Annotated in this window: 13 protein-coding genes; 6 read left to right on the top strand and 7 right to left on the bottom strand. The window is 69.6% G+C overall.

What is annotated here, in order from left to right; genetic code table 11:
* Positions 1–41: 41 nt before the first annotated feature.
* A complete protein-coding gene (locus DC434_RS11925; RefSeq protein ID WP_165808060.1) occupies positions 42–968 on the bottom strand; it encodes an aldo/keto reductase in 927 nt (308 codons plus the stop codon).
* Between the two features lie 116 nt (positions 969–1,084).
* On the opposite strand from DC434_RS11925, the gene DC434_RS11920 reads away from it, so the two are divergent.
* From DC434_RS11920 to DC434_RS11905, 4 genes are all read left to right on the top strand, one after another.
* Complete coding sequence (locus DC434_RS11920) at positions 1,085–2,104, top strand: hydroxyacid dehydrogenase (protein WP_243408911.1); 1,020 nt, start codon at positions 1,085–1,087, stop codon at positions 2,102–2,104.
* Between the two features lie 111 nt (positions 2,105–2,215).
* Entirely contained in the window at positions 2,216–3,511 is a 1,296-nt protein-coding gene (locus DC434_RS11915; RefSeq protein WP_116635526.1) for a sugar ABC transporter substrate-binding protein, read from the top strand.
* A 57-nt stretch (positions 3,512–3,568) separates the two neighbouring features.
* Positions 3,569–4,507, top strand: coding sequence for a sugar ABC transporter permease (locus DC434_RS11910; protein ID WP_243408910.1), 939 nt, complete (start codon positions 3,569–3,571; stop codon positions 4,505–4,507).
* On the top strand, positions 4,504–5,370 hold the full coding sequence (locus DC434_RS11905) for a carbohydrate ABC transporter permease (RefSeq protein WP_116635525.1): 867 nt from the start codon (positions 4,504–4,506) through the stop codon (positions 5,368–5,370). Before DC434_RS11910 ends, DC434_RS11905 begins: the two co-directional genes overlap by 4 nt.
* A gap of 29 nt (positions 5,371–5,399) precedes the next feature.
* On the opposite strand, the gene DC434_RS11900 is transcribed toward DC434_RS11905, so the two are convergent.
* Positions 5,400–6,437 (bottom strand): LacI family DNA-binding transcriptional regulator, encoded by a 1,038-nt coding sequence (locus tag DC434_RS11900; RefSeq protein ID WP_116635524.1) that lies wholly within the window; start codon positions 6,435–6,437, stop codon positions 5,400–5,402.
* A gap of 125 nt (positions 6,438–6,562) precedes the next feature.
* Here DC434_RS11900 and DC434_RS11895 point away from each other — a divergent pair, with 125 nt between their 5' ends.
* Together DC434_RS11895 and DC434_RS11890 are read left to right on the top strand one after the other, a co-directional pair.
* Positions 6,563–8,008 (top strand): NAD-dependent succinate-semialdehyde dehydrogenase, encoded by a 1,446-nt coding sequence (locus tag DC434_RS11895; protein ID WP_116635523.1) that lies wholly within the window; start codon positions 6,563–6,565, stop codon positions 8,006–8,008.
* A gap of 2 nt (positions 8,009–8,010) precedes the next feature.
* Complete coding sequence (locus DC434_RS11890; RefSeq protein WP_116635522.1) at positions 8,011–8,715, top strand: ThuA domain-containing protein; 705 nt, start codon at positions 8,011–8,013, stop codon at positions 8,713–8,715.
* A gap of 24 nt (positions 8,716–8,739) precedes the next feature.
* On the opposite strand, the gene DC434_RS11885 is transcribed toward DC434_RS11890, so the two are convergent.
* The 5 genes from DC434_RS11885 to DC434_RS11865 are packed head-to-tail and all read right to left on the bottom strand — an operon-like array spanning position 8,740 to position 13,450.
* A complete protein-coding gene (locus DC434_RS11885) occupies positions 8,740–9,642 on the bottom strand; it encodes a MurR/RpiR family transcriptional regulator (RefSeq protein ID WP_207769963.1) in 903 nt (300 codons plus the stop codon).
* A 58-nt stretch (positions 9,643–9,700) separates the two neighbouring features.
* Positions 9,701–10,294, bottom strand: coding sequence for a glucose-6-phosphate isomerase family protein (locus tag DC434_RS11880; protein ID WP_116635521.1), 594 nt, complete (start codon positions 10,292–10,294; stop codon positions 9,701–9,703).
* Positions 10,291–11,295 (bottom strand): shikimate dehydrogenase, encoded by a 1,005-nt coding sequence (locus tag DC434_RS11875; protein WP_116635520.1) that lies wholly within the window; start codon positions 11,293–11,295, stop codon positions 10,291–10,293. Before DC434_RS11875 ends, DC434_RS11880 begins: the two co-directional genes overlap by 4 nt.
* Positions 11,292–12,350: a zinc-dependent dehydrogenase gene (locus DC434_RS11870; RefSeq protein ID WP_116635519.1), complete on the bottom strand. Its 1,059-nt coding sequence runs from the start codon at positions 12,348–12,350 to the stop codon at positions 11,292–11,294. The genes DC434_RS11875 and DC434_RS11870 overlap by 4 nt, the downstream gene beginning before the upstream one ends.
* Complete coding sequence (locus DC434_RS11865; protein WP_116635518.1) at positions 12,347–13,450, bottom strand: galactitol-1-phosphate 5-dehydrogenase; 1,104 nt, start codon at positions 13,448–13,450, stop codon at positions 12,347–12,349. The genes DC434_RS11870 and DC434_RS11865 overlap by 4 nt, the downstream gene beginning before the upstream one ends.
* Positions 13,451–13,454: the final 4 nt, after the last annotated feature.

Genomic DNA, 13,454 nt, shown 5'->3' with positions numbered 1-13,454 from the left:
GTCGACCACCTCGAGGAGCAGGAACTCGGGCGTCGCGACGGTCAGGCGTCGACCGCGTCCTGCCACTCGCGGGGGTCGGACTGGAGCGCACGCAGCGCGTCGCGCAGTTCGGGCGCGACCGGGGTCGCGAGCAGCTCATGCGTCGCGGCGAGATCGCGGGTCGTGCGCATGCCGATGATCGTGCTGTCGATGCGCGGGTCCTCGGTCGAGAAGGCAAGGGACGCGGCGATGAGCGACACGCCCGCGTCCGCGCACAGTCGCGCCGCCGTCGCGGCGGTCCGTCGCACGCTCGGCCCCGCGGGCCCGTAGGCGTATCGCTCGGTTGGTGGCGGCCAATCGGTGAGGAAGCCTCCTCCGTAGGGCGACGCGTTCGTGACATGCACGCCGAGCGCGTGCGCGTGATCGAGCAGACGGTCGGCGCTGCGGTCGACGACCGTATAGCGGTTGTGGGTGATGAGCGCTTCGAAGTGCCCGGTGTCGAGATATCGCCGCATGAGGTCGGAGGGGCCGCCCGCGACGCCGAGCGTTCCGATGATCTCCGCCTCCCGGGCCGCCACCAGGGCGGCGACCGGGCCGTCGACGGCGAACGCCTGCTCCCAGGTGATGTTCTCAGGGTCGTGCAGGTAGACCACCGGCAGACGGTCGAAGCCGAGGCGCGTCCGGCTCTCGTCGAGGGAACGGCGGACGCGGGCTCCGGAGAAGTCCCCGGTCGTCATGTCGCGGTCCGCCTTGGTCTGGATCACGAAACCGTCGGGGACGAAGCCGTACTCCCGGATCGCCATGCCGATCCGCTCTTCGCTGGCTCCGAAGCCGTAGTTGTTCGCGGTGTCGAGCACACGCACGACGGGATCCTCGAAGAGCTCGTGCACGAGGTCGATGGATTCGGCGAGGGGAACGTCGTCTCCGACGCTCGCCGGGTTCCACCGCACCCAGCTGCCGGAGCCGGCGGCGATCTTCGACGTCGTCACCGTGATGGTCTCCTTTCGTGTGCGTCACGTGATTCGCGATGCTGGTACATTCTCGGAATGCGGTTTCCCGCCGTCTGATCGTAGCCCGCCGTCGCCGCATTCGCCAAGGAGAATCGATGATCGTTCCCCCGGACCAGGTGGAGAGTGCGCGCCCCCGCGCGCAGTTCGTGATGAGACGCGGTCTCGTGACGCAGCTGTTCGCTCCCGAGCAGTTCGCAGCCCTGGGCGCTCTGCTGGACTTCGGCGACCGCCCGGTGACGCAGTCCCTGGACGATCCGCGCCTCCGCACGGTCCACACGCTCATCACCGGCTGGGGCTGCCCGTGGATCGGGCCGGAGGAACTGGCTCGGATGCCCGCTCTCCGCGCGATCCACCACGCGGCCGGGACGGTCAAGGAGCATCTCGATCCGGAGGTCTGGCATCGGGGGATCCGCGTGACCACGGCGGCTGCGGCGAACGCCATACCCGTCGCGGAGTACACGCTCGCCATGATCCTCCTCGAGGGCAAGGGCGTCGCGGCAGCCGCGGCCGCGCACCGCCAGGATCCCGCGGGCGACCTCACGCCGCAGTTCGAGCGCATCGGCAACCATCGGCGCCGCATCGGCGTCCTGGGCGCATCGAAGATCGGGCGGCGGGTGATCGCGCTGCTGCGCGGTTTCGACGTCGACGTCGCGGTGAGCGATCCGTATCTGCCTGATGACGACCCGATCCGCGAGCACGCCAGGGTGGTCGAGCTCGACGAGCTCTTCGCGAGCAGCGACATCGTGAGCATCCATGCGCCGCTGCTCCCCGAGACGGTCGGACTCGTGAGTCGCCGACTGCTCGGGCTGATGCCCGACGGGGCCACCCTGATCAACACCGCCCGGGGTCCCATCGTCGATCATGCGGCTCTCGTGGACGAGATCCGTGCCGAGCGGCTGCGGGCCGTGCTCGATGTCACGGATCCGGAGCCGCTCCCCGCGGGACACGTGCTCCTGGAGTCGCCGTCGGTGATCGTCACCCCGCACATCGCCGGCGCGCTGGGCAACGAGCTCCGCCGGTTGGGTGAGTCCGTCGTCGGCGAGGCGCAGCGGGCCGCCCGCGGTGAGGACGCCATGCACGCGGTGTCACTCGGCGAGCTCGCGGCGATGGCGTGAGCGACCGCTTGACAGCCATGCGAGGTATCTTTATCCTCGAGGGAAAGCGCATTCCGAGATCGCTGTCCCTCCGTCACCCGAAGACATTCCCCCCATCAAAGGAGATGCACCATGAGAAGGACCCTGTTGGCCGCCGGGGCGATCGTCGCCTCCGCCGCGCTGCTCGCCGGCTGCGGAGCCGGCACCGGCTCCGAGAACGAGAGCAGCGGACCCGTCACGCTGCAGATGTGGTCGTGGGACCCGTCGATGCCCGAGATCGCCGAGGTCTGGAACGAGTCGCACCCTGACATCCAGGTCGAAGTCACCGACCCCGCCGGCGGCAACGAGCTCGTCAGCCGCATCCTCACCGCGCACAAGTCCGGTGACGCCGCCGACATCGTGAAGGTCGAGTACCAGGCGCTGCCGGCACTCGTCGCGAACGGGGTCGCCGCCGACATCACCGAGTACACGAAGGACGCTGCCGACAGCTTCACGCCCGCAGCCTTCGACCAGGTGTCCTTCGATGGCAAGGTCTTCGGCCTGCCCCAGGACTTCGCGCCGCTGGTGTTCTTCTACCGCAACGACATCTTCGAGCAGTACGGCCTCACGCCGCCCACCACGTGGGATGAGTACGCCGACGTCGCCCGCACGCTGCACGCGGCCGACCCGAGCAAGTATCTCGGCACGTTCAGCTCGGTCGACCCGGGCTGGTTCACCGGTCTCACCCAGCAGGCCGGGGCGAACTGGTGGTCCGCCGAGGGCGACACCTGGAAGGTCGAGATCGACGACGCCGACTCGGTGAAGGTCGCCGACTACTGGCAGGGGCTGATCGACGAGGGCGTCATCAAGGGCGAGCCGTTCTGGTCTCCGCAGTGGAACAAGGAGATGGACGACGGCACGTACGCCGGATGGATCTCCGGCGCCTGGGCCCCCGCCCAGTTCGGCGGCATCGCGCCCAACACCAAGGGCAAGTGGACCATGACGGCCCTTCCCGACTGGAACGCGGGCGACGCCACCACCGGCATCTGGGGTGGTTCGGCGACCGCCGTCACCACCGACTCGAAGCACCCGCAGGAGGCGGCCGCCTTCATCGAATGGTTCAACACCAGCGACGAGGCGCTCGCCCTCCAGGTCGAGAAGATCAACATCTTCCCGGCCGCCATCAACGGGCAGAAGCTCGACGCCCTGCAGACGCCTCCCGCGTACATGCCGAACCAGCCCGACTACTACTCGACGGTCGCGACGATCTCCGAGGGGGCGCGCACGTTCGACCTCTGGGGTCCGAACGCGACGGTCACGTTCGGCGCGTACAACGACGGCTTCGCCGCGGCGATCGAGTCCGGCTCGCCCTTCTCCGACGTGTTGAAGAACATGCAGGAGACGACGGTGGCCGACATGGAGAAGCTCGGCTTCACGGTCGAGAAGTAGCATGCCCGGCGGGTGGGGCGTCGTCGCCCCACCCGCCGTTCCAAGAGAAGGACAGACGTGACCACCACCACCGCACCGCGGCGCTCCGGCCGGCGGACCGAGGAAGAGCCACGCGGTCGACGCCGACCGAGGACGAACGCCGGCTTCGCCCTCGCGCTGCTGACGCCCGCTCTGATCCTGCTCGCCCTCTTCACCCTCGCCCCCGCGATCTACGCGCTCATCCTCAGCCTGATGCAGCGTCGGATCTCCGGCGGCCTGCTGGGCGGAGAGTCCTCGCTCGTGTTCGTCGGGATCGAGAACTACCTCGCCGCCTTCCTCGACTCCGAGCTGTGGGCGGGTCTCGGACGCATGCTGATCGTGGCCGGCATCGGCGTGCCGGGCACCATCATCCTCGCCGCGCTCTTCGCGCTCTGCCTCGATGCGGACCGCACCCGCCTCATCGGCGTCTGGCGGATCCTGATCTTCCTGCCCTACGCGGTCCCCGGCGTGATCGCCTCCCTGCTCTGGGGCTTCCTCTACCTTCCGGCCACCAGCCCGATCGGCGGCGAGGTCATCGACTTCTTCGGCGGGACGGAGATCTTCTTCTCCGTCGCGAACATCGCCGTCTGGGGTGTGGTCGGCTTCAACATGGTGATCATGTACACGGCCCTGCGCGGGCTGCCGCAGGAGATGTACGAGGCCGCGAAGCTCGACGGCGCCGGTGAGCTCCAGATCGCGCTGCGCATCAAGCTGCCCCTGATCCGCCCGGCGATCGTGATGTGCTCCCTGTTCTCCGTGCTCGGCGCTCTGCAGCTGTTCAACGAGCCGACGACCCTGCGCCCGCTCGCCAACGCGATCTCGTCGACCTGGGTCCCGCTGATGAAGGTCTACACCGACGCCTTCGTCAACGACGACATCCACCGGGCCGCGGCCACCTCGCTGCTGCTCGTGGTGCTGACGGTCGGGGCGTCCGTCCTCGTGAACCGTGTCGGAATCCTGATCGGAAAGAAGCGATGACCGCCGTCGTCACCAGTCCCCGGCGTCTGAGCCGCACCAACCTCTTCTCGACCATCGTGCTGTTCGTCGGCGCGCTCTACTGCGTGCTGCCGGTGCTGTGGATCGTGATCGCGTCGACCAAGAGCAGCACCGAGCTGTTCTCCACTCCCACCGCGCTCCCGTCGTTCACCGGCGGCCTGTTCGAGAACATCGCCCAGCTGCTCGCCTACCGCGACGGCATCTTCGGGCGCTGGATGCTCAACTCGGCGCTGTACGCCGGCGGCGGCGGCATCGCCTCCACCCTGATCGCCGCAGCTGCGGGTTACGCCCTCGCCAAGTACCGGTTCCGGGGGAGCACGTCGATCTTCCGCATCATCGTCGCGGCGGTGCTGCTGCCCCAGATCATGCTCGCGATCCCGCAGTACCTGCTGCTGGCCCAGGTCGGGATGACCAACAACTACTTCTCGGTGATCCTGCCGCTGCTGGTGAGTCCCTACGCGATCTACCTGTGCAAGATCTACGCCGAGGCCTCGGTGCCGAACGAGATCATGGAGGCCGCGCGCATCGACGGGGCCACGGAATGGCGCATCTTCCTGTCGACGGGTCTGCGGCTGATGTCGCCGGCGCTGGTGACGGTGTTCCTGCTGCAGTTCATCGCGATCTGGAACAACTTCCTGCTGCCGTTCATCATGCTGACGGACGACTCGAAGTTCCCGCTCACGCTCGGGCTCTACGCGATGCTCCGCGCCGGCGCCTCCCAGGCCGCGCTCTATTCGCTCGTGATCACGGGCGCGGCGATCGCGATCATCCCGGTCGTCGCCCTTTTCCTGTCGCTGCAGCGGTTCTGGCGCCTGGACCTCATGTCCGGCGGTGTGAAGGCATGACCCGCTCGCGCCGCACGTCGCCCCCGGACTCAGCGGGGCGGAGTGCTCGCGCGCACGACCGGGTGGGTGGGGATGACGCGTCGGCGCAGGTCTGCGGGCGCGGCGGTGGCCCGGTGGATCGCCTCGGCCGCCACCTCGTCGAGCGGCACGTGCACGCTCGTGAGGGGCGGCACGACGTCCCGCAGAGTCGTGATGTCGTCGAATCCGGCGACGCCGATCCGTCCCGGGGTGTCGATGCCTCGCTCGCGCAGGCCGTTCAACGCCCCCAGCGCCAGCACGTCGGTCACCGCGAACACGAGGTCGGTGGACGCGAGAACGTCGTCGTCGATCGTCGCCAGCAGCTCCCGTGCGGCATCCCAGTCGAATGCCGGTCGCAGGATGCGCGAGGGCGGGATCGCGATGCCCGCCTCGGCGAATCCGGCCGTGAAGCCGTCGATCCGCTCCTGCATGGAACGCAGCGGCAGGCCGCTCCCCAGGAGCAGCGGAGCGCGGTAGCCGCGCGCCAGCATCTCCACGGCGAGGCGGCGAGCCCCCTCGAAGTCGTCGAAGTACACGGTCTCGAAGGGCATGTCGGTGCGGCTGATCAGCACCACGCGCCCGCCGGTCTCCTGGTAGCGCAGCAGCTCGGCCTCGACGGCCGGGTCAGACCGCGCGTCGGTGTAGCCGGTGCCGGCGAGGATGATCGCGCGAGGCTGCTCGCCGCGGAGCTCGCGCACCAGCTCGAGCTCGCGCTCGGTGCTGCGCGAGCTGACCGCGAGGGAGACGCGGAGATCGATCTGCTCCGCGGCGTTCATGATCGACGCGGTCATCGCCGAGAAGTAGGCATCCGCGATGCCGCCCGTGATGAGCGCGATCCGGTGCGATGCGCCCCGCGCCACGGCCTGCGCAGCCGTGTTCGGCGCGTAGCCGAGCTGGCGCGCCGCGCCGAGGACGCGTTCGCGGTATCCGTCGTCGACGCGGCGCGCCGAGCCGTTCACGACGCGCGACGCGGTCGACTGGGAGACGCCGGCCAGGCGTGCGACGTCCGAGAGTGTCGGCGGTCGTCCGCCGCGGGCATCGAGGTTCATCGTGAAGAAGACTATCGCGAACCGACCGGGAATGCGCTTTCTGCGTCGGACGAGTTTATGATTGTTAGCGATAGAGATATCCCGGACAGCGCATTCCCACCACTTGAGAGATCTGAGGTGCTTCCATGACGTCAACGGAATCCGGATACCCGGAGATCGAGCTTCTCGTGGCCGGAAGGCGCATCGGCGCCGCCGACCGCGAGACGGCCGCCGTCGAGAACCCGGCGACCAGGGAGATCGTCGGACGAGTGCCGCTGGCGACCTCCGAGGACATCGCCGCCGCGCTCGCCGGTGCCGGCCGTGCCGCCGAAGGGTGGCGGGACACCTCGCCGCACCACCGCGCCGCGATCCTGATGCGCGCGGCGCAGCTGCTGCGTGACCGCCGCGAGCCGATCGCCCGTGCCATGACCCTCGAGAACGGCAAGCCCTACGGCGACTCGCTCGGCGAGGTGGACTACACGGCCGACATCATCGACTCCCTGGCCACAGAGGCACCACGGGCCTACGGAGTCGTCCTCCCCACGGCCGCCGACGACGGACGCACCCTGGTCGTCACCGAGCCGGTGGGGCCGGTCGCCGCCTTCACGCCGTGGAACTACCCCCTCACGGTGCCGGGTCGCAAGGTCGCCGCCGCCCTCGCCGCCGGCTGCACGGTCGTCATCAAGCCCGCCGAGGAGACCCCCGCCAGTGCCGTCGCGCTCGCGGACGCCCTCGTCGACGCCGGTCTGCCCGACGGCGTGCTGAGCATGCTGTTCGGCGACCCGGCGCAGATCTCCGAGACGCTGATCGCGTCGCCCGTCATCCGCAAGGTCTCGTTCACGGGGTCGATCGGCGTGGGCAAGCACCTCGCCCGACTCGCCGGCGACGCGGCGAAGCCCGTGATGCTGGAGCTGGGCGGGCACGCGCCGGTCCTGATCTTCGACGACGTCGATGTGGACGAGGTCGCGCGGCAGGCCCTCGGTGCCAAGCTCCACAACACGGGGCAGTCGTGCGGCTCTCCCGTGCGCTTCTACGTGCACGAGGCGGTCCACGCGCAGTTCGTCGCCCGCTTCGGCGAGCTCCTCGCGGCCTCACGCATCGGTGACGGCTTCGACGAGGCGACGGAGATGGGGCCGCTCGCGAACTCGCGCCGCTACGACGCGATGGCCCCGTTCGTCGAGGACGCGGTCGAGCGCGGGGCGACCGTGGTCGCCGGCGGCTCGGGAGACGACAGCGTCGGCTACTACTGGCCGGCCACGCTCCTCGCCGATGTCCCGGACGACGCCCTCGTGATGCACAACGAGCCGTTCGGTCCGATCGCGGCCACCAGCGTGTTCTCCGACGAGGACGAGGTGATCGCCCGCGCGAACGCCCTGCCGTACGGCCTCGCCGCCTACGTGTTCACGAAGGATGCCGACCGGGCGCTGCGTCTGCCGCGTCGCCTTGACGTCGGGATGGTGAGCGTCAACAAGTTCGGCGTCGGCGCCAGGGACACGTTCTTCGGCGGGCGCAAGGAGAGCGGCTTCGGCTCGGAAGGCGGCCCCGAAGCCGTGCACGAGTACTTGGTCAAGAAGCTGATCTCGCAGGGGTAGGCATGGTCGACGCCCTCATACTCACCGGAACCGGGCGCTACAGCGATCCGTGGCACGCGTACTCCGAGACCAGCCCGCTGTTGGCCGAGCTCGCTCGTGCAGCCGGCTTCTCCCCGCGGATCGAGACCGGAGCCGACGGAGCCCTGCGCCGACTCGACGACGGCGTACGGCTGCTCGTGATCAACGCGGGCGATCCCGAGGGCCCGGACTCCGTCGATCCGACCGGGACGCGGACGCCGGCGACCGAACCGGAGGAACCCGTCGCGTCCCTCGCAGAGGGGGATGCCGCGCTTGCGTCCGCGCTCGACCGCGGCATCGGCATCCTCGCCATGCACTCGGCGGCGGCGAGCCTGCGCGACTACCCGAGCTATGAACGCGCGCTCGGCGGACGCTGGGTGCGCGGTCGGTCGTGGCATCCGGACTTCGGCGAGGCGCACGTGCGGCTGGATCCGGAGCATCCGCTCGCGGCCGGACTTCGTGACTTCGCCGTGGACGATGAGCGCTACACCGACCTCCGACTGGATGCCGAGATCGACCGACTGGCATCGCATGAGCACGACGGCCTGCCGTACCCGCTCGTGTGGACCAGGGACCTCGGCCGGTCGCGGGTGGTCTACGACGCACTCGGACACGACCCGCGTTCGTATGCGTCGGCGGGTCATCGCGAGCTGCTCGCCCGCGCGCTGCGTTGGCTGCGCGAGGTGTAGCCCGCGGTGACGGGGCGGGCGGTGTCAGTCGCCGCCGCTCCCCCGCGTCGGCTTGATCGCCGACAGGTAGCTCTCCTGCAGATAGTCGGCCGTCTCCTCGAAGAAGCGCGTGGCGTAGGTCGCGTACAGCACATCGATCGCCAGCAGCTGACCCCACTTCGCGGTGACCGACTCGCCGTAGACGTCGGAGCTCGCGACGGTGCCGGCGGTGAGGAGCACATCGTCGACCACCGACGCCAGCGCGGAGTCCACGTTCGAGGTGACCCCGAGCACGTAGGCACCGTGGAACTTCGCGATCTGGGCCGACGAGACGACCGAGGTCGAGTCGCCGGAGTCGCTGATCGCGATCAGCACATCTCCTTCGCGCAGCGTCGCGCTGCCCATGGTCTGCACGCTCTGATCGCGGAAGAAGTGGCAGCGCTTGCCCGCGCGGACGAAGCGCATCATCGCGCTCTCGGCCGCGGTCGCCGACGATCCCATCGCGGCGAAGTAGACGGCCGACGCGTCGTGGATGCGGTCGACCGCGGCGCTCATGATCTCAGGGTCGAGCCGCTCCGTCGTGCGCGTCAGCGACTCGAAGCTGCCGTGCAGCACCTTCTCGACGATCTGCTCGCTGCTGTCCCCCTTGAGCACGCCCTCGTACACCCAGTTGGTGCGCTGCTCGGTCGAGACGGGACGCGAGTAGATCGCCTGCGCGATGCCGAGCCGCAGCTGGTTGTACCCGTCGAGCTGGAGCTCGCGGAGGAACCGCGACACCGTGGAGTCCGCGACGCCCGCTCGCCCGGCGAGCTCGGTGATCGACAGGGCCTGCGCCTCTTCGGGATCCGCGAGGATCACATCGGCGACGCCGCGCAGGGCCGGGCTCATCGCTCCGGCGCGACGGGAGATCTGGTGGAGGAGGTTCCCTCCCGTGTCCTGGTCAGTCACGTGTGGAGTCTAGACGGTCGTCCGGCTGATCCCATGGCAGCGCTCCGGGGCTCCGGCGTCAGCTCTGCCAGCGCGGGTTGTCCTGGAGCGTGGGCACCCCGTCGCGATCGACGACGATCTTGCGGAACCCCTTCGTCTCGATCGTGCCGTAGTCGTGCCCCGCGTCCCCGGGGAACGCGAAGAAGGTGATCAGCGGCTCGGTGGCCGAGGTGTTGATGCTGCGATGCGCGTAGCGGCCGGGCACGTACACCGAACGACCGGCGCGGAACTCCTCGACCTGCACGTCGCCCTCGGGGCTCTCCATCAGCATGAGGCCCTCGCCCGAAAGGCACAGATAGATCTCCGCGGCCTCGAGGCGGGTGTGGAAGTGCCCCTTGGTCATGAAGTACTCGTCGCCGACGCGACCGGGGTAGGTGATGCTCGTCCCGTAGGCGATCTCGGTCTCGAGCGCGGGAACGCCCATGTCGTAGAACTCGTAGCTGAGCACGTCGTCCGCGGCGACGGCGGCCTCGAACGCCGCCGCGTCCGCGTACATGCCGGCCATCGCCGACAGCGGGCGACGCAGCGACGGGGTGCCGTCGGCGAGTCCGGTGGTCAGGTCGAACCGGGTGACGACGGATCGGGTGGTGGGAGTGAGGGATGCGGTGCTCATGCGTGGTCCTTCTCTGTGTCGTTTCTTGGCTGTGTCTTCTTCTGGCGTGACGCCGCCGCTAGGCGCGCGATGCGGGAGAGCTCGTCGAATGCGGGACCGGATGTCGGGATGGCGATGTCGAAGACCTGCGCCATCACGCGCGTCCACCCGTGGAGGAAGTAGAACCACCCGTCGACGGCGCGGATGCCGCGATCGGCCTGCGCCCGCGCCTGGTCGAGGAACACGAGGTCGCCGCGGTAGTTGAAGTCCCAGGCGACGGCGCCGTCGGGGAACCGCGCCGCGCCCGTGAGAGGGGAGCCCGGCCGATCCTTGCCCAGTCCGGTCGCGTTGATGACCGTGGAACGCGGGGCCATGGTCGCGAGAGCGGCGTCGTTGACCGTCGGCTCCGGCGCCACCACGTACTCGATCGGCAGCGCGAACCCGATCCGCTCGTGGAACGCGCGCATCTCGTCGATGCGTCCGGGGCGCCGGTTGGTCACGACGATCCGACGCGGTACCCCGCCGCCCGCCCGGTGCTTCCGGTGCAGGTGCAGCGTGAGGGCGAGCGAGGACCCGCCGGCGCCGAGCAGGAGCACCTCGTCGTCGGCCTCGCCGACGATGGCGTCGTACGCCAGACCGCTCGTGACGTCGTCCATCGCGTGGCCGAGGAGGCGCCCGTCGCGCTTCGAGATGCTGCTGATCTCGGCGAGCTGCGCGGCCGACTCCCCGATCTCGTCGAACAGGTCACGGCTCGCCTGGAACAGGTTCAGCTTGTGCGTCGTGACCAGGGCGCCGAGCGAGAGCGGGTCGTCCGTGAAGAACCGGACGACCCGGCGGTACGTCTCGGGGTCGGCATCCAGCGGCACATCGATGCCGACGATGCGCGACGGGATGCCGAGATGCGCGGCCCACCGCGGGAAGACCTCCATGATCGACGACGCCCCGGTCGTGACGCCGACGAAGGCGAACGTCGGCTCCGTCGCGGGCACGAGCGTGTCGGGGGTGTAGACCTCCGCGGTCATCGCGCGCCTCCTCTGTCGAAAGTGATCAGCGACTTCATGCCGACTCCGGAGCGCGAGTGCTCCATCGCCGCCTCGATGTCGTCGAGGGCGAATCGCGCGGTGATGATCGGCGTGAGATCCACATCGCTCTCCGCGATGATGCCGATGACGTCGCCGTAGTCGGTCACGCTCGACCCCGTCGTCCCGGTGAGGGTCTGCTCCTGGTAGTGGAGCGCGTTCACGTCGATCGCGGGCCTGGCCTGATCGCCGAGCCCGGAGAACACGTTGATCCGTCCGAGGCGTCCGGCGAGGTCGGTCGTCGAGGCGATCACGTCGGGCTTGGAGACGCAGGTGATGACGACGTCCACGCCCTCGCCTCCCGTGAGCGCCATGACCTCCTCGTGCAGATCCTGCTCCGACACGTTGATGAGATGGTCGGCTCCCAGCCGGCCGGCGATGTCGAGCCGCGGCTGTCGGGTGTTCGCCACGATCACCTGACGGGCGCCGGCCCGCTTCGCGAGCACGGTGTGGAAGCATCCGATGGGGCCCGCGCCGATGATGAGCACCGAGTCCTCGGGTGAGACCTCGACCTTGCGCTGGCCGTGGAGGCAGCAGGACATCGGCTCCATGATCGCGGCGATCTCGTCGCCCACGGCATCCGGGACGTGGAAGAGGTTCCCGCGTTCGATCGCCACCGCCGGGACGAGCATGTACTCCTCGAACCCGCCGTTCAGCGTGATGCCGAACGCGTCGTACGTCGGGCACAGCTGGTTCAGCCCGCGGCGGCACATGGCGCAGACGCCGCAGCCGACGTTCGGAGCGACGCTGACCCGGTCGCCGACCGCGAAGCCGCGGACATCCGCCCCCGCCTCGACGATCCGACCCGTGAGCTCGTGCCCGAGCACGCGGCGCGTGCCCTCGGGGATGCGGAAGTGCCCGTGCTTCATGATGCGCAGGTCGGTGCCGCAGATGCTGGCCGCCCTCACCTCGACCAGCACGTCGCCGGGGCCCACCTCGGGCACCGGGATGTCCGTGACCTCGATGCGTCCCGGTCCCAGGAACACCGCGGCCTTCATCGCCGCGCCAATCGCGCGGAGAGGGATCCGCTGAGTGCGGCGTCCGCCTCGGCGACGGCCTCGTCGGAGACCGCGAAGATCGTCTTGTTCGACCATGCTCCGCGGTCGGCGAGCCGGGTGAAGACCTCCTGCGCGGCGTCGATGCCCTCGACGTGGCTCACGAGCCCGTCGACGATGAGCGACCGGCCGAGGCAGGCCACCACCATCTCCCAGTCGTTCGTCACCCGGGGCGTGATGACGGCGTTCCATGTTCCGCGCAGCACGAGCTCCCGGCGCAGCACGCGGGAGACGAGCTCCTTCGGCAGTGCGACGTCGTCGGCGAGGTCGCCGAGCAGGACGACCTGCCCGCGGTGCGCCGCCGCGCGGATCGCCTGGAGGAACGTCACGGAGATCCCGGAGGCCTCGACGGCGATGTCGACGCCGCGGCCGGCGGTCGCCGCCGTCGCGAGCTCGTCGGACGGCGCCGTCGACGCGTCCAGCGTCTCGAAGCCGAGGCTCTCCGCGATCTCGCGCTTGCGCGCATCGACATCCGCCACGAGCACGCGCACGACGCCGAGGATGCGCAGCCACTGCGCGGCGAGGATGCCGATCGGCCCTGCGCCGATGACGAGCGCTGTCGCGTTCGGGGGGACCACGGCCTTGCGGACGGCATGCAGGGCCACCCCCGCCGGTTCCACCATCGCACCGTCGATCAGAGAGGTGCCGGGACGCAGTGGGATCAGGTTGCGCTCGGGCACCCGCAGATACTCCTCGAGTCCGCCGTCGCGCCGGGAGCCGAAGTAGTCGTAGCGATCGGCGAGCGCGTACTCGCCGATCTCGCTCATCGGGTCCGAGGGCTCGGGGATGCACGGGAAGATCGCGACGCGATCGCCGGCCTTGAGCACTCCCGACGGGGAGTCCTCGACCAGGGTGCCCGACATCTCGTGGCCGAGCACCCGCGGGAAGCCGTATCCCTTGCCGATGCCGAAGCGGAGGACGTCGGACCCGCAGACGCCCACCGCCCCGATCCGCACGAGGACCGAGTCGACGCCGACGGGCTCCGGCATGGGCACATCGAGGACGGCGATGTCGCGGATGCCGCGCAGAACTGCAGCCTTCACGATC

It is taken from the genome of Microbacterium sp. TPD7012 (assembly GCF_003075395.1).
Classification (GTDB): Bacteria; Actinomycetota; Actinomycetes; order Actinomycetales; family Microbacteriaceae; genus Microbacterium.
This window is presented reverse-complemented; position numbering and strand designations above follow the sequence as displayed.

Excerpts from the sequence above, each read along its gene's own strand:
- DC434_RS11920 (WP_243408911.1), top strand. The coding sequence starts at position 1,085 with ATGATCGTTCCCCCGGACCAGGTGGAGAGTGCGCGCCCCCGCGCGCAG.
- DC434_RS11915 (WP_116635526.1), top strand. The coding sequence starts at position 2,216 with ATGAGAAGGACCCTGTTGGCCGCCGGGGCGATCGTCGCCTCCGCCGCG.
- DC434_RS11905 (WP_116635525.1), top strand. The coding sequence starts at position 4,504 with ATGACCGCCGTCGTCACCAGTCCCCGGCGTCTGAGCCGCACCAACCTC.
- DC434_RS11900 (WP_116635524.1), bottom strand. The coding sequence starts at position 6,437 with ATGAACCTCGATGCCCGCGGCGGACGACCGCCGACACTCTCGGACGTC.
- DC434_RS11895 (WP_116635523.1), top strand. The coding sequence starts at position 6,563 with ATGACGTCAACGGAATCCGGATACCCGGAGATCGAGCTTCTCGTGGCC.
- DC434_RS11890 (WP_116635522.1), top strand. The coding sequence starts at position 8,011 with ATGGTCGACGCCCTCATACTCACCGGAACCGGGCGCTACAGCGATCCG.
- DC434_RS11880 (WP_116635521.1), bottom strand. The coding sequence starts at position 10,294 with ATGAGCACCGCATCCCTCACTCCCACCACCCGATCCGTCGTCACCCGG.
- DC434_RS11875 (WP_116635520.1), bottom strand. The coding sequence starts at position 11,295 with ATGACCGCGGAGGTCTACACCCCCGACACGCTCGTGCCCGCGACGGAG.
- DC434_RS11870 (WP_116635519.1), bottom strand. The coding sequence starts at position 12,350 with ATGAAGGCCGCGGTGTTCCTGGGACCGGGACGCATCGAGGTCACGGAC.